General features: G+C 69.2%; 20 protein-coding genes. 14 read left to right on the top strand and 6 right to left on the bottom strand.

Annotation, left to right across the window (positions count from 1 at the left end; genetic code table 11):
- Window positions 1-108: 108 nt before the first annotated feature.
- The 6 genes from ACFXOO_RS13990 to ACFXOO_RS13965 are packed head-to-tail and all read left to right on the top strand — an operon-like array spanning window position 109 to window position 7,233.
- Window positions 109-1,419 (top strand): ABC transporter substrate-binding protein, encoded by a 1,311-nt coding sequence (locus tag ACFXOO_RS13990; protein WP_378841879.1) that lies wholly within the window; start codon window positions 109-111, stop codon window positions 1,417-1,419.
- Window positions 1,412-2,395 carry a carbohydrate ABC transporter permease gene (locus tag ACFXOO_RS13985; protein ID WP_378841877.1) on the top strand — a complete coding sequence of 328 codons (984 nt, stop codon included), beginning with the start codon at window positions 1,412-1,414 and terminating at the stop codon, window positions 2,393-2,395. The genes ACFXOO_RS13990 and ACFXOO_RS13985 overlap by 8 nt, the downstream gene beginning before the upstream one ends.
- A complete protein-coding gene (locus tag ACFXOO_RS13980) occupies window positions 2,392-3,294 on the top strand; it encodes a carbohydrate ABC transporter permease (protein WP_378841875.1) in 903 nt (300 codons plus the stop codon). The genes ACFXOO_RS13985 and ACFXOO_RS13980 overlap by 4 nt, the downstream gene beginning before the upstream one ends.
- Window positions 3,291-4,271 carry a glycoside hydrolase family 43 protein gene (locus ACFXOO_RS13975; protein WP_378841874.1) on the top strand — a complete coding sequence of 327 codons (981 nt, stop codon included), beginning with the start codon at window positions 3,291-3,293 and terminating at the stop codon, window positions 4,269-4,271. Before ACFXOO_RS13980 ends, ACFXOO_RS13975 begins: the two co-directional genes overlap by 4 nt.
- Before the next feature lie 43 nt (window positions 4,272-4,314).
- The gene (locus tag ACFXOO_RS13970) at window positions 4,315-5,175 is read left to right on the top strand and encodes a phytanoyl-CoA dioxygenase family protein (RefSeq protein WP_378853771.1); all 861 of its coding nucleotides are present in this window, start codon (window positions 4,315-4,317) and stop codon (window positions 5,173-5,175) included.
- Between the two features lie 60 nt (window positions 5,176-5,235).
- A complete protein-coding gene (locus ACFXOO_RS13965; RefSeq protein ID WP_378853769.1) occupies window positions 5,236-7,233 on the top strand; it encodes a family 43 glycosylhydrolase in 1,998 nt (665 codons plus the stop codon).
- A 60-nt stretch (window positions 7,234-7,293) separates the two neighbouring features.
- Here the strand turns inward: ACFXOO_RS13965 and ACFXOO_RS13960 are convergent, their stop codons facing one another.
- On the bottom strand, window positions 7,294-8,538 hold the full coding sequence (locus ACFXOO_RS13960; protein ID WP_378853767.1) for a kynureninase: 1,245 nt from the start codon (window positions 8,536-8,538) through the stop codon (window positions 7,294-7,296).
- Window positions 8,535-9,383, bottom strand: a complete 849-nt coding sequence (gene kynA, locus ACFXOO_RS13955) for a tryptophan 2,3-dioxygenase (protein ID WP_378853765.1) — start codon at window positions 9,381-9,383, stop codon at window positions 8,535-8,537. The genes ACFXOO_RS13960 and kynA overlap by 4 nt, the downstream gene beginning before the upstream one ends.
- A gap of 223 nt (window positions 9,384-9,606) precedes the next feature.
- On the opposite strand from kynA, the gene ACFXOO_RS13950 reads away from it, so the two are divergent.
- From ACFXOO_RS13950 to ACFXOO_RS13915, 8 genes are all read left to right on the top strand, one after another.
- On the top strand, window positions 9,607-9,978 hold the full coding sequence (locus ACFXOO_RS13950; RefSeq protein WP_378841864.1) for a hypothetical protein: 372 nt from the start codon (window positions 9,607-9,609) through the stop codon (window positions 9,976-9,978).
- Window positions 9,979-10,167: 189 nt separating this feature from the next.
- Complete coding sequence (locus ACFXOO_RS13945) at window positions 10,168-11,334, top strand: anion permease (RefSeq protein ID WP_378853763.1); 1,167 nt, start codon at window positions 10,168-10,170, stop codon at window positions 11,332-11,334.
- A 5-nt stretch (window positions 11,335-11,339) separates the two neighbouring features.
- Window positions 11,340-11,663, top strand: a complete 324-nt coding sequence (locus ACFXOO_RS13940; RefSeq protein WP_378841860.1) for a hypothetical protein — start codon at window positions 11,340-11,342, stop codon at window positions 11,661-11,663.
- A gap of 94 nt (window positions 11,664-11,757) precedes the next feature.
- Entirely contained in the window at window positions 11,758-12,306 is a 549-nt protein-coding gene (locus ACFXOO_RS13935) for a cysteine hydrolase family protein (RefSeq protein ID WP_378841858.1), read from the top strand.
- Between the two features lie 58 nt (window positions 12,307-12,364).
- Window positions 12,365-13,210: an alpha/beta fold hydrolase gene (locus ACFXOO_RS13930; RefSeq protein WP_394563907.1), complete on the top strand. Its 846-nt coding sequence runs from the start codon at window positions 12,365-12,367 to the stop codon at window positions 13,208-13,210.
- A gap of 204 nt (window positions 13,211-13,414) precedes the next feature.
- Window positions 13,415-14,230: a VOC family protein gene (locus tag ACFXOO_RS13925; RefSeq protein ID WP_394563906.1), complete on the top strand. Its 816-nt coding sequence runs from the start codon at window positions 13,415-13,417 to the stop codon at window positions 14,228-14,230.
- Between the two features lie 173 nt (window positions 14,231-14,403).
- Window positions 14,404-16,737: a beta-galactosidase gene (locus tag ACFXOO_RS13920; protein ID WP_394563905.1), complete on the top strand. Its 2,334-nt coding sequence runs from the start codon at window positions 14,404-14,406 to the stop codon at window positions 16,735-16,737.
- A 27-nt stretch (window positions 16,738-16,764) separates the two neighbouring features.
- Window positions 16,765-19,779 carry a DUF5107 domain-containing protein gene (locus ACFXOO_RS13915; protein ID WP_394563903.1) on the top strand — a complete coding sequence of 1,005 codons (3,015 nt, stop codon included), beginning with the start codon at window positions 16,765-16,767 and terminating at the stop codon, window positions 19,777-19,779.
- On the opposite strand, the gene ACFXOO_RS13910 is transcribed toward ACFXOO_RS13915, so the two are convergent.
- Genes ACFXOO_RS13910 through ACFXOO_RS13895 form a run of 4 tightly spaced genes read right to left on the bottom strand, consistent with a single transcriptional unit; the run spans window position 19,730 to window position 23,444 of the window.
- A complete protein-coding gene (locus ACFXOO_RS13910; RefSeq protein ID WP_378853751.1) occupies window positions 19,730-20,611 on the bottom strand; it encodes a helix-turn-helix domain-containing protein in 882 nt (293 codons plus the stop codon). The two genes, ACFXOO_RS13915 and ACFXOO_RS13910, sit on opposite strands and share 50 nt — an antisense overlap.
- A 54-nt stretch (window positions 20,612-20,665) precedes the next feature.
- Window positions 20,666-21,991 carry an LLM class flavin-dependent oxidoreductase gene (locus tag ACFXOO_RS13905; RefSeq protein WP_394563902.1) on the bottom strand — a complete coding sequence of 442 codons (1,326 nt, stop codon included), beginning with the start codon at window positions 21,989-21,991 and terminating at the stop codon, window positions 20,666-20,668.
- Window positions 21,988-23,313, bottom strand: coding sequence for an O-acetylhomoserine aminocarboxypropyltransferase/cysteine synthase family protein (locus tag ACFXOO_RS13900; RefSeq protein ID WP_394563901.1), 1,326 nt, complete (start codon window positions 23,311-23,313; stop codon window positions 21,988-21,990). The genes ACFXOO_RS13905 and ACFXOO_RS13900 overlap by 4 nt, the downstream gene beginning before the upstream one ends.
- Entirely contained in the window at window positions 23,310-23,444 is a 135-nt protein-coding gene (locus ACFXOO_RS13895; protein ID WP_378853745.1) for a hypothetical protein, read from the bottom strand. Before ACFXOO_RS13895 ends, ACFXOO_RS13900 begins: the two co-directional genes overlap by 4 nt.
- Window positions 23,445-23,558: the final 114 nt, after the last annotated feature.

The raw sequence follows: 23,558 nt of genomic DNA, 5'->3' as shown, positions 1-23,558 counted from the left end.
CCTTGACATCCGTTTTCCAGCGCTGTAAATTTCACACCAGCGACCGGTCGTCCTGTTTCCGGTCGCGTTCCATCCGGAAGGCCGGATAACTCAAAGGAGAGCAATCACATGAAGAATCCGTGGGCTCGCCGAGCGCTGAGTGCCGGAGTGGCACTCGCTGTCGGCATCGCACTCGCCGGATGCGCGTCGTCCGGCTCCACAGGCGGTGGTGCGGTCTCCGGCGACGGGGAATACACCGGACCCGCCGTCGACGTGACGTTCTGGCACGGCTGGACCGGGGGCGCGGCACCGTCGATCGTCCCGAAGCTGATCGAGCAGTTCAACTCGGAGCACGACAACATCACGGTGAAGGCTGTTCCGCAGGAGTGGGGCGACATCACCGCCAAGATGCCGCTCGCCATCAAGGCGGGCAAGGGCCCCGACGTGGCCGTGCTGCACGGCGACGACCTCGCCACCTACGCGGCGCAGAACCTCCTGCAGGACGCCGGCGGCATCATCGACGGTCTCGGCTACACCGCCGACGACTTCCCGCAGGGCGTGTTCGACAAGGGCAACTTCCGTGACGCGCAGTACGCGGTGCCGTGGAGCGTGACGCCTCTCGGGCTCTACGTGAACAAGACCGTGCTCGCCAAGGCCGGCATCACCGAGATCCCCACGGACGCGGCCTCCTATACCGCGGCGCTGGAAGCGCTCAAGGGCGCGGGCGTCGCCGGCGAATGGGTGGACGGGTACGTCTTCACCGGCACGTTCGAGTTCCAGAGCCTGATCTGGCAGTTCGGCGGCGACCTCTACAACGAGGACGTCACCGAGGCCACGTTCAATTCGGAGGCCGGTGTCAAGGCGCTCACGTGGATGACGGACATGGTCGACAAGGGATACAGCCCCGCCGACGTCGCCCAGGACGGGAACATCAAGGCGCTGATCTCGGGCGACACCGCCTTCAACTGGAACGGCGTGTGGCAGACCACGAACACGGCATTCGCTGATCTCGACTGGGCTGCGGCGCCCGTGCCCCAGATCGGCGACGAGAAGGCCGTCTGGTCCAGCTCGACGCACTGGGTGTTCCCCGCGAACAAGGGTCAGGACGAGAACAAGACGACCGCGGCATCCGTGTTCGTCAAGTGGATGAACGACAACTCACTGGGCTGGGCCGAGACCGGCGAGCTCCCCGCGGCGAATTCCGTCCGCGAGGATCCCGCGCTCCTCGAGCAGTACCCCAACCTGGAGCCGTTCATGAGTCAGCTCGACTACGCGCACTACGAGACCGTCTCTCCGGGACTCACCGAGGCCAACGCGCAGATCACCCTGGCGTTGAACGAGGCGCTCACCGGCAAGAAGGACCCGAAGACCGCGCTGGATGATGCCGCGAACAAGGCGAACCAGATCATCGAGCAGAACCAGGCCAAGTACGGTGACTGAGACAGCCACCCTGGTCGCCGCCCCTCAGCGCTCCGGCGCTGAGGGGCGGTCCCCCCGCACCTCACCGAGCGCGCGGTCCGCCTCGCGCAAGAAGACGCTGACGGCCTACCTGTTCCTGGCGCCGTTCCTGATCCTCTTCTTCACGTTCATCGTCGCACCGGCCGTCTTCGGGCTGTGGATGAGCCTCACGAACTGGAGCCCGTTCCGCGACGTCCAGAGCTTCGTCGGGCTGCAGAACTACATCGACCTCTTCACGCCCGGCACGGTCGTGTCGGCGGACTTCTGGAAGTCGATGAGCGTCACGGGCATCTTCGTCGTGGCCAGCGTCCCGTTCCTGGTGGTCGTGCCCCTGCTCATCGCGATGCTCCTGAACCAGCGCATCCGCGCGGCGGCGACGTTCCGCACCATCTTCTTCGCGCCGTACGTCCTGGGTGTCGCCGTCATCGGCGTGATCTGGGGCTACATCCTCGACACGCAGTCGGGCGTCCTGAACTACCTGCTCGGACTCCTGGGGCTGCCCTCCGACATCCCGTGGACCGTCAACGTGCCGTGGGCGTGGGTCTCGCTCGTCGGAGTGACGGTCTGGTGGACGATGGGCCTGAACACGATCATCTTCCTGGCCGGCCTCAAGGGGATCAACGCCGATCTCTACGAGGCGGCGTCCATCGACGGCGCCGGGGCCGGGCGCAAGTTCACGAACGTCACGCTGCCGGGTCTCCGACCGGTGATGGTCTTCATCACGACGACGACGATCCTGGCCTCGGCGAACATGTTCGGACAGTCCTACCTGCTCACCAAGGGCGGCCCGGGCACCGAGACCCGCACGGTGATCATGTACATCGCCGATCAGGGCCTGTCGCAGAACAACATGGCCCCGGCCGCGGCGATGAGCTACATCCTGTTCGCGGCGCTCGCCGTCATCAGCATCCTGAACTTCCGCTTTTCGCGTGAGCGCGTCGAGAAGGGCGTGAAATGACCACCACCACGACACCGTTGGCGGCCATCCCGCCGACCGAGACCGAGGCGAAGGCCCCGCGCCGACCCGGCCGCACCAAGGCTGCCTGGGCGCAGGTGGTGCTCTACGCCATCCTGATCGCTCTCGCCCTCGCGATCGTCCTGCCGCTGATCTGGATGCTCATCACGTCGTTCAAGACCGATGCGGATGCTGTGCGGTCGCCGTACTCGCTCCCCGACCCGTTCTCGATCGAGGCGTATCAGACGCTGCTCACCTCTGGTCAGCAGCCCATCTTCCTGTGGCTGTGGAACAGCTTCGCCGCCGCCACGCTGCAGACGGTGCTGATCCTCGTGACCGCGTCGATGGGCGCCTACGCCCTGGCGCGACTGGAGTTCCCCGGGAAGAAGATCGTGTTCGGCGCGATCATCTCCACTCTGCTCGTGCCGCCGGTCGTCTTCCTGATCCCGAACTACCTGATCGTGCAGAACCTCGGCTGGCTCGACACGATCTGGGCCATCACCGTGCCGGGTGCCGCCGGCGCCTTCGGCATCTTCTTCCTTCGACAGTTCTTCGTCGGGCTGCCGCCCGAGATCGAGGAGGCGGCAAGGATCGACGGCGCCGGCGACATCCGCATCTTCCTGCAGATCGTGCTCCCGCTCGCCCGGCCCGCCCTCGCCACCCTGGCCGTGCTGTCCTTCCTCGGAAACTGGAACGACTTCCTGTGGCCGGTGTATGTCCTGCTCAGTCCCGAGAACCTCACGCTGCAGCCGGGTCTGAATCAGTTGCAGGGCGCGTATTCGACGCACTTCGCGATCGTCATGGCCGGTGCCGTCATCGCCTCCGTCCCGGTCCTGATCCTGTTCGGCATCGCGCAGCGCCAGATCGTGGAGTCGGTCGCAGGCTCCGCGGTCAAGGGATGAGGGCGTCGGTGCGGCGGGCGGCTCTCGGGGTCGCGCTGGTCCTCGCGACCGGAGCGGGAACGCTCACGGCATGCGCACCCCCGCCCGAGCCGGCAGCCGGACCGACGATCGCCCCGTTCCTCATCGACCAGGATTTCGCCGATCCCGATGTGCTGGAGGTGGACGGACAGTACGTCGCGTTCGCGATCAACACCGGCGGCGTCAACGTGCAGTTCGCCACCTCCGACGATCTCACCGACTGGGATGTCTCCCTCGACGACGCCCTGCCGACGCTGCCGGCGTGGGCGAGCCGCGGACGCACCTGGGCCCCGGACGTCTCGGAGCTCCCCGCCGGCGGATACATCATGTACTTCGTCGCGGCGCACACCGCGTCGGACAAGCAGTGCATCGGAGTCGCGACGTCGCCCGACGCGACCGGGCCGTACACGCCCGTCGAGGGCGATCCGATCGTGTGCACGCTGGACGAAGGCGGCGCCATCGATCCGGCCGTCTTCACGGACGACGACGGCACCCGCTACCTCGTCTGGAAGAACGACGGCAACTGCTGCGCGTTGGACACCTGGATCCAGCTCGCGCCGCTCGACGCCTCGGGCACGGCGCTGGCGGGTCCCACCACGAAGCTCTTCACCCAGACCGAGGATTGGGAGGGCGCGCTGGTCGAGGGGCCCGTGCTGGTCAAGCACGACGGTGTCTACGCCCTCTTCTATTCAGCCAACGACTACGGCACCGAGGATTACGCGGTCGGAGTGGCGACAGCATCCGCTCTCACCGGCCCCTACGTGAAGCAGTCCGCACCGCTGCTCTCCTCGGCCTCGAGCGACGGCCTCTTCATCGGACCGGGCGGGCAGGACGTGGTCTCGACGCCCGACGGCGACGAGCTGTTCTTCCACGGGTGGAACGACCTGTTGATGTATCGCGGCCTCTACAGCGTGCCGCTCACCTGGGACGGCGGCCGGCCGGCCGTGCAGCTCCCCTGACGACGTGATCGCCGCCGGCGGTCGCCGCGACCGAGAGGACCTCATGAACACCGTGCCACGGGTGGAGCCCGACCTTCCTGCGCTGGACCAGCTCGACGAAGACACAGCAGCGACGGTGCGTTCCCTGTACTCCGACGGCGTCGACGGACGCAAGGGGCTCTTCACCGCCGAGTGGGCGGATGTGCTGCGCGAGGACCTCGAGATCGCGTATGCCGAGGCTCTCGGTCGAACAGGCGGCGCGGTGGGCCGCGGGACCAATCGCCACTACGTCGAGATCCACCCCGAGCAGATGCGCGGTTGGCTCGACCTCGTCGACCATCCGTGGGTCAGATCCGTCTGCACCGGCGTGCTCGGACCCGACTACGAGATCGTGGAACTGGGTTTCGACGTGCCCAATCCGGGGGCCAAGGATCAGCCGTGGCACCGCGACTTCCCGATGCCCGACGAGACGAAAAACAGGGGCCGGCTGACATCGCTCGCCTTCAACGTCACCGCCGTCGACACCGAGGCGGACATGGGGCCCTTCCAGATCGCGCCCACGACGCAGTGGGACCTCCCGGTCGGTTTCGAGCACGAGATGTTCCCCTCGGTCGCGCTCTACCCGCGCTTCCGGTCGCTCGGGGTCACCCGGTTCCCGCAGCGTGGTGACGTGTCGGTCAGATCGGCGCTCACCGTTCACCGGGGCACCGCCAACACGTCCTCGAAGCCGCGGCCGGTGCTGGTGCTCGGTGTGGACGCGCCGGGTGCCGGCAACGCCGAGCATCACGACATGGCCGTGACGCGGCGGTTCCACGACTCGCTGCCCGCCCGGGTGACCAGACATCTCGCCTGCCCGATCGTCGACGTCCTCACGCCGATCACCCAGAAGCACTCCATCGAGGGCCTCATGATGGGCGACGCGTAGCCGCACTCGCCGAACACCGACGCGGGCCGCACGGTTCCGCCCCACCTGAAGGAGTAGTCGATGAAGACGTTCCATTCCCCCCGATCGATGACGGTGACCGCGCTCCTCGCGGCCCTCATCGTCGTCGCGCCCGGCGGCATCGCCGCCGCCGACCCCGGACCTGATCCGGTCGACACGCCGTCGACGTCGGCCGACCGGTCATCGCCGGCGTCCGATCCGGCATCGGCGGCCGATCGACGCCCCGGCAAGCCGGGCCGGTACACGAACCCGCTTCTCCCGCAGGTCCCCGGCGGCGGGGCGGTCGAGAGCTGTGCCGACCCGAACGTGCTGCGCGGCCAGAGGCCCGGCGACACCGACTGGTACCTGTACTGCACCACCGATCCACTGAACGACGAGGACGTCGACGCGAACGGCGATCCGGTGTTCCGCAAGGTGCCGGCGATGACGTCACAGAACCTCGTGGACTGGACGTACGCGGGGGAGTCGTTCTCGACGCTCCCGAGCTGGGCCGAGCCGGACGCCGCGCTGTGGGCACCGGACGTCGTGTATTCGAGCACGTTCGATCAGTACTACATGTTCGTGGTGGTGACCGATACGGTCAGCGCGGTCAGCGGCGTCGAGGACTGCGCCAGCGACAGCGCCATCGGCGTGGCGACCAGCCGTGAGCCGACGGGGCCCTGGACCTTCTCCGACACCCCGGTCGTGGCCCCCCGCTCAGGCGGCGACGGCTGCAACTTCCAATGGACGTACGACCCCGATGTGCTGGGCGACACGGTCACCGACGCCGGCATCCTCTACTACGGCAGCTATTTCGGCGGTGTCTACGGGGCCTCGCTCCAGGTCACCGCAGACGGTGCCGTCGCCGACACCGACGGCGCGACGATGGTGGCGATCGACAACAAGTACGAGGGCGCGAACGTCGTGCAGCGGGACGGGTTCTACTACCTGTTCCTGAGCGCGACCAACTGCTGCAACGGTGCACTCACCGGTTACAGCGCCTTCGTCGGTCGGTCCGCCGATCCTCTCGGTCCGTTCGTGGACCGCGAAGGCGTGTCGCTCGTGGCCGAGCGCACCGGCGGGACGCCCTTCCTCACGATGAACGGCAACCGCTGGGTCGGCACCGGGCACAACACGGTGTTCACCGACGCGAACGGGGACTGGTGGACGATCTATCACGCCGTCGACCAGCTCGATCCCTTCTTCGCCTTCCAGACCGGCTTCACCAAGCGGCCGGCGATGCTCGACGCGGTCGACTGGGTCGACGGGTGGCCGACGGTCAACGGCGGCAGCGGTCCTTCGGTGGACCGCCAGGAGGCGCCGGCGGGTCAGCCGGGTCAGGTCTCGCGGCACCGCTACCGCCCCGCGACGGTGCAGGAGCCCCGGCGTGCGCTGACGGATTTCTCCGATGAGTTCGACGGCATGGCGCTGAGTCGTGACTGGGCGTGGCAGCGCGACGACATCGCCCCGTCTGCGACCGTCGCCGGCGGAACGCTGAGCGTTCCCGTACAGTCCGGCGATCTGTACGTCGACGCCGACAGCGCTGCGGTCCTGCTCCGCGACGCCCCGCGCGGGGACTACATGGTCGAGACGAAGGTGCGGATGGACGTGCCCGACGGATGCTGTTTCAACTACGCGCAGGTCGGCGTTCTGGCCTACGCCGGTGACGACGAGTACGTGAAGCTCACGGAGACGTCCATCTGGAACACGCGTCAGACGGAGTTCGCGAAGGAGATCGCCACGGCACCGGAAGGGTGGGCGCGCTACGGGAACACGATCGTCGGCCCTCCCGGCGACGATTGGACCTACCTCCGGATCGCCGTGCAGAAGCTCTCCGGATCGGAACGGCGCGATGCCGGCGACGGTACGCATCGGTTCACGGCGTACACGAGCCAGGACGGTCAGGCGTGGGTCACGGGCGGCACCTGGACGCACACCCTGGGCAAGGACGCGCAGATCGCCCTCGTCGCGTACGGCCTGCAGGACCCGGCGGTGCAGCTCACCGCCGAGTTCGACTACGTGCGCGTATCCACGGTGAGAGAGCGCAGCCCTCGCGACTGATCGCGTCCCCGCGCAGGTGTGCCTCGATCGCCCCGAGCACACCTGCGCGGGACTCCCCCGTCAGGCGGGCATCGCGGATGCGATCGCCAGAACGCCGTGGACGACCTCCGCGTGCGTGGTGCTCAGCGGGGAGAGCCCGACACGGATGCCGCGCGGTCCGCGGAAATCGGGGATGACTCCGTCATGCCACAGCCGCTCGGTGACCGAGCGGAAGGACGGATGCCCGAACAGCACGTGCGATCCACGCAGGTCGCTGTCGCGCGGCGACAGCAGCTCGACCCCGCGGGGGGCGAGGGCGTCGTCGTACGCGCGCACGGCGAGGTCGGTCAGCGTGCGACTCTTCTGCCGGACCGCGCCCAGCCCGGCGGATTCGATCAGATCGAGCATCCCCTGCATCGGAACCATCGCCGCCACGGGAGGGGTGCCACTGAGGAACCGTCGCATGCCCGGGGCGGCGCGGTACTCGGGACCCATCGAGAACACGTCGGCGGCTCCCATCCATCCCTGGATCGGCTGCTCGAGCACGTCGTGCAAGCCGCGGCGCACGTAGGCGAAGGCCGGTGATCCCGGCCCTCCGTTCAGGTACTTGTAGGTGCAGCCGACCGCGAGGTCGACTCCCCAGGCGTCGAGCTGCGTCGGGATGACGCCGGCGCTGTGGCACAGATCCCACAGGATGATCGCGCCCGCGCCGCGCACGAGCGCCGTGATCCCCGCCATGTCGGCCACGGCGCCGGAACGGTAGTCGACGTGACTGAGCACGACCAGCGCCGTGGTTTCGGTCAGCACAGCCTCGAGGTCTTCGGCGACGACCCCACGGATCGGATCGGGGTCGATCCGATCGACCACGAGGCCCTTGGTGGTCGCGATTCCGTCGACGATGAAGCGATCGCTGGGGAAGTTGCCGCGCTCGATCACGATGCGTCCGCCCGCCGGGGTGCGGGCCACGGCGGCGGCGATCAGCTTGTACAGCAGCACGGTGGTCGAGTCCGCGACCACGGTCTGGCCTGCGGCGGCTCCCAGCGTGACGCGACCGATGCGGTCGCCGAGCTCGAGGGGCAGCTCCATCCATCCCTCGTCCCACGACCGGATGAGGCGGGTGCCCCAGTCCTCCCGGACGAATCGCGCGATGCGCTCCGGCGTCCCCCGGACGGGGCGGCCGAGGGAGTTGCCGTCGAGGTAGGCCGAGACACCGGGTGCGGGCTCGAACAGGTCGACGAAGGAAGCAAGAGGATCGACCGCATCGAGAGCGGACGCCTCGTCAAGGAGAGCCGTCGCGCGCGGGTGGGCGGTGGTGTCCGCGGTCATGCCCCGAGCTCCGTCCGCACGCGGTACAGCTCGGGGAAGAACGTGAGACTGAGCGCACGCTGCAGGAAGTCGGCACCGCTGGACCCGCCGGTGCCGGTGGAGAATCCGATCGTGCGCATGACGGTGCGCATGTGCCGGAACCGCCACAGCTGGAAGTTGTCCTCGATGTCGACGAGCTCCTCGCACGCTTCGTAGAGGTCCCAATACGTGGCCGGATCGCCGTAGATCCGGCGGAAGACGGGCACGAGGTCCTCGTTGAGGCTGTATGCCTCGGTGATGTCTCGCTCGAGGATGTGCGCGGGAACGTCGAAGCCCCGACGGGCGAGCAGACGCAGGAACTCGTCGTAGAGGCTGGGCGTCGCGAGCTCGGCAGCGAGCGCCTCGCGGCTGTCGGGCTCGGCGTCGAAGACGGAGAGCATGCGGCGGTTCTTGTTGCCGAGGATGAACTCGACGACGCGGTACTGCGCCGACTGGAAACCCGACGAGTTGCCGAGGTCTTCGCGGAACTGCCCGTACTCGGACGGGGTCAGAGTGGCGAGCACCGACCACTGCTGAGTCATGACCTCCTGGATGTGCTTGATGCGCGCGATCCGCTTCAGAGCCGTGCGCAGATCGTCGGCGGCCAGGAGCGCGCGTGCCGAGACCAGCTCGTGCCGGACCAGCTTGAGCCACAGCTCCGTCGTCTGGTGCTGGATGATGAACAGCAGCTCGTCGTGGTGCTCGGGAGCGCTGAGCGGATGCTGCGCCGACAGCAGTCGATCGAGATCCAAGTACCCGCCGTAGCTCATCCGATCCTGGAAATCAGTGACGATGCCGCCCTCGAGGGGGCGTTCGTTCTCCGGCATCCCGAGCTCCTTCCGTTGTCGCGCCCGCACGGGCTCCGTCGAACCTATCGCCGTACGCACGCCGTCGGTCACGCGTGATCCGGGGAGGAGAAGCATCCGCTCTTCGCCGTCCCCGTTCACCGCCACCCTCTTGCGCCGACGGGCGACAGGCCGTACGGTGGCGCTCGACTGGCCCCAGACCCCGGCCGTCTTCCTTCATGGCGGACGACAGGCGGGGATGAACGTGAGCACAGGCGCTTTCCACACGGCCGCAGGAACGCACGATCACGGCGCGGAGGCCCGCACGGTCTCGGTTCTGCGCCGACGCGTCTCCTCCCCTCCCGACCTCACGTGGGTGGTGCCCGAACCCGGCCTGCACCGGGCTGTGCGCGGGAACGACATCGTCGGCCACGTCGTGGTGGCGGACGGCATCTTCATCGCCTTCGATTCGCGGGCCCGGCCGATCGGGCGCTTCGACAGCCTCCGTGCTGCACAGCGCTCCGCGACGGCCGGCACGGCATCTCCGCAGAGTTTCCCACCACCGCGGGTGCTTCCCGCCATCGCGACCCTGGCGCGGCGCCTGGGGATCTACGCCCGCACGTCCGGCGACCAGTAGAGGTCCCCGACCGTCCCCTCGAGTGCGCAGGCACTCGGCGCCACGTCGTGCGGTCGGCGCGCGCCCCGGTCCGGGGTGGGTTTGTTCGCCGCCTCTTCACCTGCCGTTCGAACCGGTGGCGCGGCGGCAGTCCTAACGTGTCTGCGGGACTCTCGCCGGTCCGATCAGTCGACGAACGGAGGCGCGTCTGTGGACGTGATGGTCTTGGTCCTGCTGGTCGTCGCGACGTCGATCTTCTTCGACTTCACGAACGGCTTCCACGACACGGCGAATGCGATGGCGACGTCGGTCGCCACCGGCGCACTGCGACCCAAAGTGGCTGTGCTCATCTCGGCGGTCCTCAACCTGGTCGGCGCCTTCCTGTCGACGGCCGTCGCCAAGACGGTGTCGTCGGGGATCCTGACCGAGGACGACGCCGGACTTCCGGGAATCACCGTCACCATGATCTTCGCCGGACTGGTGGGCGCGGTGCTGTGGAATCTCGGCACGTGGTGGCTGGGCCTGCCGTCGAGCTCGACGCACGCGCTGTTCGGGGGCCTCATCGGTGCGGCGGTCATCGGCGCCGGGTTCGACGCCGTCAACTGGGCGGGCGTCCTGTCGAAGATCGTCCTGCCGGCGCTCCTCTCGCCGTTCATCGCGGGCACGATCGCGCTGGTGGCGACGTACCTCGTCTACAAGATCACCCGGATGGCGACCGCCGCCGGATCGACCTCGGCATTCCGGCACGGGCAGACGGTATCGGCATCCCTCGTCTCTCTCGCCCATGGCACGAACGACGCGCAGAAGACGATGGGCGTCATCACGCTGACCCTCATCGTGGCGGGCTACCAGGAGACGGGCACCGGTCCGCAGGTGTGGGTCATCATCGTCTCGGGTCTGGCGATCGCGCTGGGCACCTATCTGGGCGGGTGGCGCATCATGCGCACCGTGGGCAAGCGCATCACCGACATCAAGGCGCCGCAGGGGTTCGCGGCCGAGACGAGTGCCGCGGCAACGATCCTGACCTCCTCGACGCTCGGCTTCCCGCTGTCGACGACACAGGTGACGTCCGGCGCGGTCATCGGCGCCGGCGTGGGCAAGCATCTCGCCAAGGTGCGGTGGGGCACGGTCGGGCGCATCGCGACGGCGTGGCTGTTCACGATGCCGGCCGCCGCCCTCGTCGGCGGGCTCGCCGCCTGGATTGGAGGCTCGAGCACCTTCGGACTGGTCGCCGTCGCCGTCGTCGGCGTCGGGATCGGACTCGGGTTCTTCTTCCTCGCCCGCCGCACGCCCGTCACGCACGAGAACGTGAACGAGGCCGGCGACCCTGCGGAACCCGGCGACTCCCCGACCGCATCCATGGAAAAGGCACGGTGACCGCGATGATCGCACCTCTCGCAGCAGCAGCCGAGACCCCGTGGCTCGGAGTCGACTGGGGGTCGATCGGCCTGGTCTTCGTCGTGAGCCTCGTCGCGACCGTGGTCGTGGCCGGCTCGTACGCGTTCGGCACGAGGTTGCTCGCGGTCGGCGCGCCCGACATCGAAGTGCCGGAGGGGAGCGAGGTCGACGGCCCGGAGGCGATCGTCCGTCCCCGGACCCGACCGCGCCCCGCGTCGGCGACCGCCGCGGCCTCCCTCTTCTTCGCCGTCGGAGTGGCTGCGACGATCTACGGGATCTACCTCGTCATCCCGATCTTCCATCAGTAGCCCGGAGCGGTGGTCGAGCGGGTCTGCCCGCACCCGCAGACCGCGGGTGCATCTCCGCCCCCGACCGGTCGCCACCCCCGACTAGGGTCGGGGCATGACCTCAGTCCTGGTGCTCGTCGACATCCAGCGCGACTACTTCCCCGGAGGGAACCTGCCGCTCGTCGCCCCCGACGACGCCGCCGACCGCGCCGCCTCCCTGCTCGAGCATTTCCGCGCGAGCGGACTCCCGGTGATCCACGTCCGGCACGAGGGGGAACCGGATGCCGGATTCCTGGTCGCCCGGACGGCGGGGGCGGAATTCGACGACCGTGTGGCACCGCGACCGAGCGAGCCCGTCGTCGTGAAGAAGAATCCGAATGCGTTTCTCGACACGCCTCTGCAGGAGGAGCTCGACCGATACGAGGAGGCGCAGCTCGTCGTCGCCGGGATGATGACGAGCATGTGCGTCGACGCCACCGTGCGCGCAGCATCCGATCTCGGCTTCCCGGTCACCGTCGCCGCCGACGCGTGCGCGGCTCCCGATCTCGCATACGGCGGCACAACCGTGCCGGGCGCCATGGTGCACGCCGCGTTCATCGCCGCCCTCGGCAGCGCGTACGCGCGCGTGCAGACGGTCGAGGAGATCACCGCCTCGACGGCATGATCTGCAGGAATTCCGTTTGGCTATTGACTATAGCTAAAGAGAGATGCAGACTAGCCACATGACCTCCTCAAGCCCCTCCTCCGCCCTCCCGACCCGCTACCTCTCGCGTCCGCAGGGTCGCGTCGCCTACGACCTGCAGGGCGACGGACCTCTGGTCGTGCTCGTGCCCGGCATGGGCGACCTGCGCTCGTCCTACCGCTACCTCGCGCCCGCGCTCGTCGCAGCCGGGTACTCGGTCGCGACGATGGACCTGCGGGGCCACGGAGACAGCGACACCGGGTTCACGTCCTACGGCGATGTCGCGACCGCCGGCGACGTGGCGGCGCTGATCGACGAGCTGGGCGGAACGGCCGTGATCGGCGGGAACTCCCTCGCCGCCGGTGCCGCGGTCATCGTCGCCGCCGACCACCCCGAGCAGGTCGACGGCCTGGTGCTGATGGGCGCGTTCGTGCGCAACCCGCCGGCGAGCACCTTCACGCGCCTGATGTTCCGCGCGATGATGTCGCCGCTGTGGATCGCTCCCGTGTGGAAGGGGTACATGCCCACCCTCTATGCCGGCCGCAAGCCCGACGACTTCGAGGAGTACCGGACCGCGGTCGTGTCGAGCCTGAAGCGCAAGCCGTACGGAAAAGCGTTCTCGCAGACGACCCGGCAGACCGACCACGCCCCGGCCGAGGCCAAGCTCCACGCCGTGACCGCCCCGGCGATCGTCATCATGGGCGATCGGGACCCCGATTTCAAGGATCCGGCCGCCGAGGGCCGTTTCATAGGCGATGCGCTCAAGGCCGAGGTGGTGATGGTGGCCGACGCGGGCCACTACCCGCAGGCGCAGCAACCCGAGGTGACCGCGACCGCCGTGCTCTCGTTCCTCGACGCCCTGCCTCGCACCGGCGGCACACGGTGAGCGGGGCCGGCCCGGCGGAGTGACGGGTTGTGGGTGGGCGGAACTCCTCACATCCGAGCACTGCGGGGCCTCGCGACGGCCTCTTCCTGGAGGCGGGGACGGTCTTCGAGGAGTTGTGCCCGCGAACACCCCCGCCGCCGGTCGGGTGATGACGATGTCGGCGGCCCATCCTATGGTCTGAGGCACACGGAGACGGAGGACGACATGGCCGGCATGACACGGACCTACCCGCAGGGCGTTCCCTGCTGGGTCGACCTGAACCAGTCTGACCTCGACGGAGCGATGCGGTTCTACGGCGGCCTCTTCGGCTGGTCCTTCAGCAACGCGATGCCGCCGGATGCTCCCGGTGCCTACATGATCGCCACACTCGACGGGCAGGATGCGGCGGCCCTGGCTCCGGGCGGGGGCAGTGACGGGTGGGTGAGCTACATCGCGTGCGACGACGCCGACCAGACGGCGGCGGCGATAGCCCGCGCGGGCGGCACGATCGTCGACCCTCCCGAGGATGCCGGGCCGGGTGGCCGTGCGGCCACCTGTCTCGATCCCCAGGGAGCGCGATTCCGCCTCTGGCAGGCGCGGCGGCGTCCGGGTGCACAGGCTGTCAACGAACCGGGAGCCTGGAACTTCAGCGACCTGGCCACCCTCGATGCCGAGCAGGCGATGCGCTTCTACCGCGACGTCTTCGGCTGGGTCGTCAGTCCCGAGCTCGGAGCGGGCATGGTCAGGCTTCCGGGATACGGCGACTTCCTGGCATCCGGCCCCGATCCGGACATCCATCGGAGGCAGGAGTTCGCGCCGGAGGGATTCGACGACGTCATCGCCGGCCTCTCGGCAGCCGATTCCGAGGCCCGTTGGTGGATCCGATTCGCCGTCGCGGACCGCGATGAATCGGCGGACAGGGCGAGGTCGCTCGGCGGGATGGTGACCTCCGTGACCGACACGGAGTGGACGCGCGAGGCCGTCATCGAGGACCCGCAGGGCGCGGCCTTCATCATCAGTCAGCTCGTCGTTCCCGGGTGACTCTCCGGACGCGGGGCGGCGTCGAAACCAGGAACGCACATCGATTCGTCGGATCGTCCAGCCGCTGCCCCGCTTCCTCTATTCACCCGAGGGAATCGCCGCCGTAGCGTGGCAGGGCCGGGGCGGGATCATCCCGCCAGAACCGACCGCACGACGCAAAGGCGCAACCCTCCGTGATTCACTCTCTGACCGCCCGTCCCGCCCCGATCGCCGAGGACGGGATCGCGTCGCTCACGGGCATGGGTGAGCCCGACGGTCGACCGGGCGCCGTCTCGTTCACCGACCGGTTCGTCACGCGCGACGGCGCACCTTGGTTCCCCGTGATGGGGGAGTACCACTTCAGCCGTGACGATGCCTCCCGGTGGGAGACCGAGCTGCTCAAGATGAAGGCCGGCGGCGTGACGGTCGTGGCGACCTATCTCATCTGGATCGCCCACGAAGAGCGCCGTGGCGCCTTCCGGTGGGACGGCGACCGCGACGTACGGCGCTTCCTCGCGCTCGCCGACGCCCACGGACTCAAGGTCATGATGCGTCTCGGGCCGTGGGTGCACGGCGAGACTCGCAACGGTGGCTTCCCCGACTGGGTGCAGGCCCTCGACATCCGTCACCGCACGAACGATCCCGCCTACCAGGCGCTGGTTCTGGCCTGGTACGCGGCCATCGCCGGTCAGGTCGGCGACTTCGTGCGCACCGAGACGACGCCGGATGCCGCGATCATCGGGTTCCAGACCGACAACGAGCTCTACGACCAGCCCGAACACCTCGCGTGGCTGCGCACCGCCGCGGAGGGCGTCGGTCTCACCGCCCCCCTGTGGACCGCGACGGGCTGGGGCGGCGCGCAGCTGCCGCCCGATCTGATGCCCATCTATGCCGGCTACTCCGACGGCTTCTGGGCGGAGAGCGACGAGCTCTGGCCCGCGTTCGGCCGGACCCACTTCGAGTTCTCGAGCGTTCGGGACGACCTCACCGTGGGCGCCGACGTCCGCGGCACGGCCGCCGTCGCGCGCACTCAGGACGAGCGCTTCCCCTGGGTGACCTGCGAACTGGGCGGGGGTATGACGGTGGCCTATCACCGTCGCCCGCTGGTCGAACCCGCCGATGTCGCCGCGCTCGCTCTGGTCAAGCTCGGCAGCGGTTCGGCGTGGCAGGGCTACTACATGTACCACGGGGGGACGCACTTCGCGGGAGAGCTCGGCCCGACGCAGGAGTCGCACGCGACCGGCTACCCGAACGATATGCCCACGACCGACTACGACTTCTATGCGCCGATCGGCGCACTCGGCCAGCTGCGAGAGCACTACCACCTGCTGCGGCAGCAGCATCTCTTCGTGGAGCGCTACGCCCGAGAGCTCCTCGAGTCGACGACCGTCATCGCTCCGACCGTGGCGGGCGACCCGCGGTTCTCGTTCCGCGGCGACGAGACCGGCGGCTTCCTCTTCGTGAACAATCATCAGCCTGCGGCGGATCCCCTGCCCGAGCTGCCGGACGTGCAGTTCCGTGTGGAGCTCGCCCAGAGCGAAGTCGTCCTGCCGTCGGCGCCCGTCACGATCCAATCGGGAGCCTCGTTCATCTGGCCGGTGCGACGGCCGCTGGGCGGACTGCAGGCGGTGTCGGCCACCGTTCAACCGATCACCGAGGTTGCAGCATCCGAGGGCCCTCTCGTGCTGGTGAGCTCGACGGCCGGGGTGCCCGTCGAGTTCGTCTTCGAGGGTGTCGCGGTGGCGGACGTCGACGGCGGACGCGTCGTGGCCGCCGACGGCGATCGCATTCTCGTCGCCGTCGACGAGACTCCCGGGGTGCATGCCGTGCTGCGGGTAGAGGACACCACGATCGTCGTGCTCGACCCGCACACGGCGAGCCGCGTCTGGCGAGGGGTTGTCGGCGGAGTCGACACGGTCCTGCTCTGGGAGCAGGGTCTCGTCTTCGACCGGGGCACGCTGCGCCTTCTCGCGACGGACGCCGGGCAGCTCCTGCGGGCGTTTCCGCCGCTTCGGGCGACCGGCGCGGGAGTGGAACGCATCGATGACCGATCGGGTGTACTCGCCGTGTACACCGTCGACGGGCCCACCCCGCAGGCCATCGACCCGGTGATCACGGTGCACCTGAACGGCGCCGTCCCGGCTCCGACTCGACGGGGAGGGTCTGCGGATCGATTCTCGGCGCCCGCCGATGAAAGCTTCGACCGGGCCGCGACCGCCGTCATCACGATCCCCGAGGCGGCGTTCGAGCGTGCGGATGAGATGGCGCTGCTCTCCGTCGAGTGGACGGGTGACGTGGGTCGCGCGTCGGTGGACGGGCGCAGAACGGTCGACCAGTACTGGTACGGACGCGAGTGGGACCTCGCTCTGACTGCGGGCGATCGGCAGGTGCGGCTGACGGCGCTGCCTTTCGACCCCGCGTCGGGGGTCTTCGTCGACCCGCGGGTGCGTCCCCGCGCGACGGAACCCGTGCTCGGCATCGACCGAGCCCGCATCACGCGCGTCCGCTCCGTCGACGCCGCCCACTGAGACACCCTCGAAGAAGGCGGACAACATATGACGAACGACACCACCCGCGCACCCGCTCGTGGAGCGCATCAGGCTTCCGGGCGTGCGCGCCTCGTGCTGCCCGCTGCGCCCGCACACCTGCAACGACGACTCGATGAGGGGGCGACGATCGCCTGGTCGGAGCCGGTGAGTATCTCGACCTACATGCCCGAACCACCCTCCACGTACCCGATGTTCCTCGATCACCGCGTCTACCAGGGGTCGAGCGGCCGGGTGTATCCGCTGCCGTTCTACGAACGCGTCGCGTCGACACCCGAGTCCCGCCCGTGGCAGGCCATCCACCTCGAGAACCGATTCGTCCGCCTGATGATCCTCCCCGAGCTCGGCGGCCGTATCCACATCGGCTACGACAAGACGACCGGGTACGACTTCTTCTATCGCAACAACGTGATCAAGCCCGCGCTCGTGGGGCTCACCGGCCCGTGGGTGAGCGGGGGCGTGGAGTTCAACTGGCCGCAGCACCACCGACCGGCGACGTTCCTCCCGGTGGAGACGCTCATCGAGGAGTCGCCCGACGGCAGCGTCGTGGTCTGGTGCAGCGATCACGACCCGTTCACGAGGATGCAGGGCACCCACGGCATCCGGCTGCACCCCGATCGCTCGGTCGTGCAGATCGATGTGCGCCTGCACAACCGCACGAGTGACACGCAGACCTTTCTGTGGTGGGCGAATGCCGCCGTCCGCGTGCACGACGACTACCAGTCGTTCTTCCCCGAAGACGTCGGGTACGTCGCCGACCATGCGAGACGAGCCCTCACCCGCTTCCCCTCGGCGGACCGCCCGTACTACGGCGTCGACTACCCTTCGCGTCAGGCCGAGCAGGCCGGTTCGGACCGCATCGACTTCTACCGCAACATCCCGGTGCCGACCTCCTACATGATCGTCGACACCGCGCAGGACTTCTTCGGCGGCTACGATCACGCGGCCGGCGCCGGGGTGGTCCACTGGGCTGACCGGCGGATCGCCCCGGGCAAGAAGCAGTGGACGTGGGGCGATGCCCCGTTCGGGCATGCGTGGGACGCCCATCTCACCGACGACGACGGTCCCTACGTGGAGCTCATGGCCGGCGTGTACACCGACAATCAGCCCGATTTCTCCTGGCTCGCCCCCGGCGAGACGAAGCGCTTCAGCCAGTTCTGGTATCCGGTCGGCGCGATCGGGGTCGTGCATCAGGCGACGCCGGATGCCGCGGTGCACGTCGATCGAGAGGGTCCGGTCGTCGCGCGCTTCGCGGTGACGTCGCCGCGTTCCGGCGCGCGAGGTGTCATCCGAGACGCCGAGGGACTGATGCTCGCCGAGAACAGGATGGATCTGGGGCCGGGTCAGGTCATGGTCGTCTCGTCCGACGCGCCCTGGGCCGCGGGGACGACCGCCGAGCTGCAGGCTGCCGACGGCAGAGTGCTCGTCGCGTGGGAGGCGGTGAATGTCCTGGCCGACGAGCCGTGGACCGCGGACGAGCCGCCCGCCCCCGTCGATATCGAGAGCGTCGACGAGCTCTACCTCACGGGACTTCACCTTCAGCAGTACCGGCATCCCACCCGCTCGCCCCTGCTGTACTGGAACGAGGCGATCGCGCGGGACCCACGCGACGCCCGCGTGCGGCTGGCATTGGCAGATCTCGCCTATCGCTCCGGCGACTACGAGACCGCCCACGCCCACGCGATGATCGCGCTCGAACGGGCCGCGCGCCGGAACGCGAACCTGCGGGACGGCGAGGCCTACTACCTGATGGGGTTGATCGAGGACCGCCGAGGTCACCCCGACCGGGCGGCGACGGCATGGGCACGTGCGAGGTGGGATGCCGCCTTCTTCGCTCCCGCCGGCCTCGAGCTCGTCCGGCAGGCGGCGAGGGCGGGGAGTGATGCCGCAGCTCTCGCCGACCTCGAAGAGCTCGCGCAGCTCGGCGGGAACGATCGCCGGCGCGCCGTGCTGTTCGTCGTGCTCCTGCGCCGACTCGGCCGCACCGACGACGCGGAGCGTGCGCTCGACCGCGGCCTCGCGGAGGACCCGCTCAACCCGGTGCTGAGACATCTCCGCGACGGCTCGCTCCCCGAAGACGGGCGCACGAGGAAGGATGTCGCCGTGGAGTTGGGTCAGGCCGGGGAGGTCGAAGCGGCCCTCCGGGTCTTCGATGCCGCGGCAGAGTCCACACCCTCGGGCGCCGGCAACGTGTCTGCGGTCGCGCGCTATCACAAGGCTCTCCTTCTGCAGCGCGCCGGACGAGAAGAGGTCGCCGCAGCCGAGCGTCGCCGCGCCCGGACGGCCGATCTCGAGTGGGCGTTCCCGGCCGGACTCGACGACCACGACGCCCTCGTCGCCGCCGTCGCCACCGGGGACGACGTCGTCGCGGGCGGGCTACTCGGGGGTCTGCTGTATGACGCGGGTCGCCGGTCGGAGGCACTCGCTGCCTGGCGGGCGTCCATCGAGGCGGGCAGCACCGACCCCGTGGTCCTCCGCAACGCCGGTCTGGCGTCGTTCAACATCGCCCACGACGACCATGCCGCGGTGGAGCTCTACGAGCGGGCGCTCGCGCTCCGCCCGACGGACCCGCGGCTTCTCTTCGAGCGTGATCAGCTGGCGGCGCGGCTGGGCGAGAGCGCTGCGCACCGGGTCGCGCGACTCGAGGCGCGACGGTCGCTGGTGGTGAAGCGGGACGACCTGGTGGTCGAGTTCGCCGACCTCCTGGTGTCGGTCGGTCGCCCCGCCCACGCGCTGGCTTTGCTCGAGAGCCGCCCGTTCCAACCGTGGGAGGGGGGTGAGGGTCGGGTCCTCGCCGCGTGGGACCGCGCACGCCTGGCCCTGGGCCTGCCGCTCGGGGACCCTCCGCGCTCGCTGGGCGAGGCCCGTTCGCCGTTCACGGCACCGGTTGCCCGCCACGACACCGGCGAGGTCGACTACTTCGCCACGAGCCTCCCCGAGCTGCTGCTCTTCTCGCGGGAGGAAGCCGAGCCCGTCACGTCGCCGGCTCGTCCCTCGACCGCGCGCGGAAGACCGTCGGACTGACGCCGTTGATCGAGCGGAACTGTCGGGAGAAGTAGAAGGGATCGGCGTAGCCGACGGCCTCGCCGATCTCGGTCACCGATCGGTCGGTCGTGATGAGCAGCTCGCGGGCCCGAGCGCTGCGCAGTCGCTTGATGTACTCGACCACGGGGATGCCGGCCGTCGCCTTGAACAGCGCGGAGAAGTGGGAGGCGCTCAGCCCCGCCAGCCGGGCGAGCTCAGCGACCGACAGAGAGCTCGAAAGATGGGAGCGAAGGTACTGCTGGACGATCTCCATCCGGTCGTTGGTCAGAGCGGGTCCGCGCAGTCGATCGGCCGCCAGCTGCGCGAACAGCCTCCACGCGGCACCCGAGGCGACGTAGAGCGCGGCCGTGGTCTCTTCGTCCTCCATCGCGGTGAGCGCCTCGTCGATCCCCGCGATGGCCGAATAGGAGTCGCGCAGGCGCACGACCGGGTCGTCGTCGCGGACGATCTCGGTCACGAGCTCGTCGACATCGGGGCCGGTCGCGTGCACCCACCAGATCGACCAGGGGTCGTTGCCATCCGCGCGATATCGGTGCGGCCGACCGGCCGGTATCACCGCCGCCGCTCCTGCCTCGATGCGCACCGGCGGCGTATCCTCCAGCTCGAGCCACCCGGCGCCGCTCGCACAGATGATGACGATCGCCTGCGCCGCCCCGCGCGGCCGGGAACGCCCGTGGGCGGCGGCATGCGGAAAGTATCCGGCATCCGTCACCAGCAGGCGATCGGTGAGCGGACTCGTCGCGGCGCGTGCGGCCAGCGGAGCCGAGAGCACCCGCAGCCGCTGGCCGAGGAATCCGTCTCTGACGTACACATGGCCACGCTAGAGCATCGGATCATCCAGGCGCACCGACCGCGGGCTCGACCGTCAGAACGACGACAGGTTGGCGCGCAGTCCTCCGGGCGCGAATTCGGTGCGGAGGATGCCGCGGCGTCGCAGGATCGGAACGAGGTCGTCGAGCATCCTGTGCAGCGTCACGGGGTGCAGATCGCCGGAGAACAGGAGCCCGTCGTTGTCGGCCTCCTCTCCGAGCTCCTCGATGAGGTCCGCGATCTCGTCGGCGGTGCCCACCGCGCCGCCGTCGCCGTCGCCGATACGGCCGAGGCGGGCTTTCGCGGCGAGGACGTCACGCAGCGATGCGTCCGCGAAACTGTCGTAGCGTCCGCGGAGTCCTTTGATGGTGCCCTGCGACACGTGCTCCCCGAAGACCGCAGGATCGAGGGGTCGATCGAGATCGAGCGCCGTCAGATCGGTCTCCAGGTCGCTGGACCACGCCTCGGCGACCTCGCGCAGGGCGGCGTCGTCGGGGTGGAGCGAGGCGCGCACGAGGCGATCGGCCTCCTCCGCGCTCGCCGTGACGATCGGCTTGAAGACGAAGAGCGTCTTGATGTCTGCGGCGTCGCGACCCTGCAGGGTGGCGGCCGCACGGACCTTCTCGCGGTAGGCGCGGACGCTCGCGACGTCGAGACGGGTCAGCGCGAGCTGGATGCCCGAGTTGCGGGCCGCGAAGTCGATGCCGCGGGGAGACCCGCCCGGGGACGCCACGATCGGATCCCCCGCGGGGAACGGCTCGGCGTTCAACGGACCGTCGAAGGAGTAGTACTGCCCGCGGTGCCGGAGCGCGCCGATGCGGCTGCCGTCGGCGTAGTGCTGGGATACGGGGTCGGCGATGAGCGCGTCATCGCCCCAGCTGTGCCAGAGCTCGCGCAGCGCGTCGATCCACTCCTGGGCACGGTCGTACGCGGCGTCGTGCGGCAGCCTCTGCTGCCCGAAGTGGTGCGCGCTGCCGACGTCGGTGACGAGGTTGACACCCAGCCGGCTGCCGCTCAGATGCTGCAGCGACGCGAATTGCCGCGCGGCGGTGTACGGCAGGAATCCCGCCGGGTTGGCGGTGGGGATCACGCCGAGGTGCTCTGTGGCGGCGAACAGGTACGGAGTGAGCGTCCACGGGTCGTGCTTGGGTCCGCCGTAGGCCTTCCGCACCCGCAGGTCGAGGGTCTCCGGACTGATCCCCAGTGACAGGGCGTCCTCGATCAGCACGAAGTCGAAACCCGCCTGCTCGAGGGTGCGCGCTCCCTCCTGGTAGATGCCGGGCTTCTGCCAGTCGTAATTCCATTCGTAGTAGGGCCGCGCCCACCCGTGCGGGCCGAAACCGCGCGACAGGAACCATCCGAAGTGCTGGAGCCTGCTCATCGGATGCCGGCCCGTTCGAGCAGTTCCGATGCCTCGACGGCCGCGAGCGCGCGGTCGAGGTCGGCAATCAGGTCCTCCGCATCCTCCAGCCCGATCGAGACCCTCAGGAGCCCTTGGCCGATCCCCGCAGCGACCCGCTCCTCCTCGGAACGACCGGCGTGCGTCGTCGAGGCGGGGTGCAGCACGAGCGAGCGCACGTCACCCAGGTGCGTCATCCGGGTGAACAGCTCTACGGTGTCGACGAACGCGCGCGCGGCATCCCGCCCTCCGCGGAGGGTGAAGGAGAACACCGATCCCTGGCCGCGGGGGAGGTACTGCTCGGCCAAGGCCCGGTGCGGACTCGACTCCAGGCCGCTGTAGTCGACCGACGCGACCGCCGGGTGCGCCTCGAGCCACTCCGCGATGCGCCGCGCGGAATCGGAGTGCCGCTGGACGCGGAGCGACAGCGTCTCGATGCCCTGCAGGATGAAGAAGGCGTTGAACGGAGAGGGTGACGGCCCCTGACGCAGGGCGATCACCGATCGCGCATAGGTGAGGAATGCGGCCCGGCCCGCACGCTCGACGAACGTCCGCCCGTCGGCGCCGCGATTCTCCGTCAGATGCGGGTAGCGGGCACCGGTGGTCGACCACTCGATGCGACCGGCGTCGACGATGACGCCGCCGAGCACCGTGCCGTGACCGGCGAGGAACTTGCTCGCCGAGTGCACCACGACATCGGCGCCGTGCTCGATCGGCCGGAGCAGATACGGCGTCGCCAGCGTGTTGTCGATGATCAGCGGGATCCCGTGGCGGCGTGCGACCGCGGCCACGGCGCGGATGTCGACGACGTCGTTCTTCGGATTCGGGATCGACTCGGCGAAGAGCACGCGTGTCTCGGGACGGATGGCCGCCTCCCACGCCGCCGGATCGTTGGCGTCGTCGACGAACGAGGTGGTGATGCCCAGCCGCCCGAAGTTGTCGCGGAAGAGCTCGCGCGATCCCTCGTAGATGCTGTTCGCCGACACGAGGTGGTCCCCGGCTCCGACGAGGGCGAGGATCGCCGTCGACACGGCGGCCTGCCCGCTGCCGACGAGAAGCGCCCCCGCGGCCCCTTCGAGGTCGGCGATGCGTCGCTCGACCGCGGCGTTCGTCGGGTTGCCGACCCTCGTGTAGCTGTATCCGTCGCCGGACGGGGAGAACCGCTCGTTCGCCTGCTCGAAGTCGTCGAACACGAACCCGGCCGTCAGGTAGATCGGCGTCGCCCGGGGCCGGTGCAAATCGTCCCGCTCCGCTCCGGCATGGATCTGCCGGGTGGCGAAGCCGAGGTCCTGCGGCGACGTCACCGGAGCGCTCCGGCGTCGACGTCGAACGACGGTGAAGGCGCAGCGGCGGTGCTCGACGGCGAGGCCTGCACCTGAGCGAGGTGCTGCGCGTGCCAGATCTCGATCGGCGGAATGGAGCGGCGGGAAACCATGGAGGGAGACTATGGTGAGCGCGCCGTCCGGCGCGGGTCGTCTGTTACGCGCCGAAACATGAGCGGGATGAGGTTCGCGTCCCGGGGGGCGCGGATGACGTCAAGCCCCCTGTC

Origin of the sequence: Microbacterium sp. P03 (assembly GCF_043556235.1) — a bacterium.
Classification (GTDB): domain Bacteria; phylum Actinomycetota; class Actinomycetes; order Actinomycetales; family Microbacteriaceae; genus Microbacterium.
Note: the sequence above shows the minus strand (reverse complement) of the source record. Positions and strands in the feature narration are given on the sequence as shown.

Excerpts from the sequence above, each read along its gene's own strand:
- ACFXOO_RS13935 (WP_378841858.1), top strand. The coding sequence starts at position 11,758 with ATGACCTCAGTCCTGGTGCTCGTCGACATCCAGCGCGACTACTTCCCC.
- ACFXOO_RS13925 (WP_394563906.1), top strand. The coding sequence starts at position 13,415 with ATGGCCGGCATGACACGGACCTACCCGCAGGGCGTTCCCTGCTGGGTC.
- kynA (WP_378853765.1), bottom strand. The coding sequence starts at position 9,383 with ATGCCGGAGAACGAACGCCCCCTCGAGGGCGGCATCGTCACTGATTTC.
- ACFXOO_RS13905 (WP_394563902.1), bottom strand. The coding sequence starts at position 21,991 with ATGAGCAGGCTCCAGCACTTCGGATGGTTCCTGTCGCGCGGTTTCGGC.
- ACFXOO_RS13940 (WP_378841860.1), top strand. The coding sequence starts at position 11,340 with ATGATCGCACCTCTCGCAGCAGCAGCCGAGACCCCGTGGCTCGGAGTC.
- ACFXOO_RS13930 (WP_394563907.1), top strand. The coding sequence starts at position 12,365 with ATGACCTCCTCAAGCCCCTCCTCCGCCCTCCCGACCCGCTACCTCTCG.
- ACFXOO_RS13980 (WP_378841875.1), top strand. The coding sequence starts at position 2,392 with ATGACCACCACCACGACACCGTTGGCGGCCATCCCGCCGACCGAGACC.
- ACFXOO_RS13895 (WP_378853745.1), bottom strand. The coding sequence starts at position 23,444 with ATGGTTTCCCGCCGCTCCATTCCGCCGATCGAGATCTGGCACGCGCAG.
- ACFXOO_RS13970 (WP_378853771.1), top strand. The coding sequence starts at position 4,315 with ATGAACACCGTGCCACGGGTGGAGCCCGACCTTCCTGCGCTGGACCAG.
- ACFXOO_RS13915 (WP_394563903.1), top strand. The coding sequence starts at position 16,765 with ATGACGAACGACACCACCCGCGCACCCGCTCGTGGAGCGCATCAGGCT.
- ACFXOO_RS13990 (WP_378841879.1), top strand. The coding sequence starts at position 109 with ATGAAGAATCCGTGGGCTCGCCGAGCGCTGAGTGCCGGAGTGGCACTC.
- ACFXOO_RS13960 (WP_378853767.1), bottom strand. The coding sequence starts at position 8,538 with ATGACCGCGGACACCACCGCCCACCCGCGCGCGACGGCTCTCCTTGAC.
- ACFXOO_RS13975 (WP_378841874.1), top strand. The coding sequence starts at position 3,291 with ATGAGGGCGTCGGTGCGGCGGGCGGCTCTCGGGGTCGCGCTGGTCCTC.
- ACFXOO_RS13965 (WP_378853769.1), top strand. The coding sequence starts at position 5,236 with ATGAAGACGTTCCATTCCCCCCGATCGATGACGGTGACCGCGCTCCTC.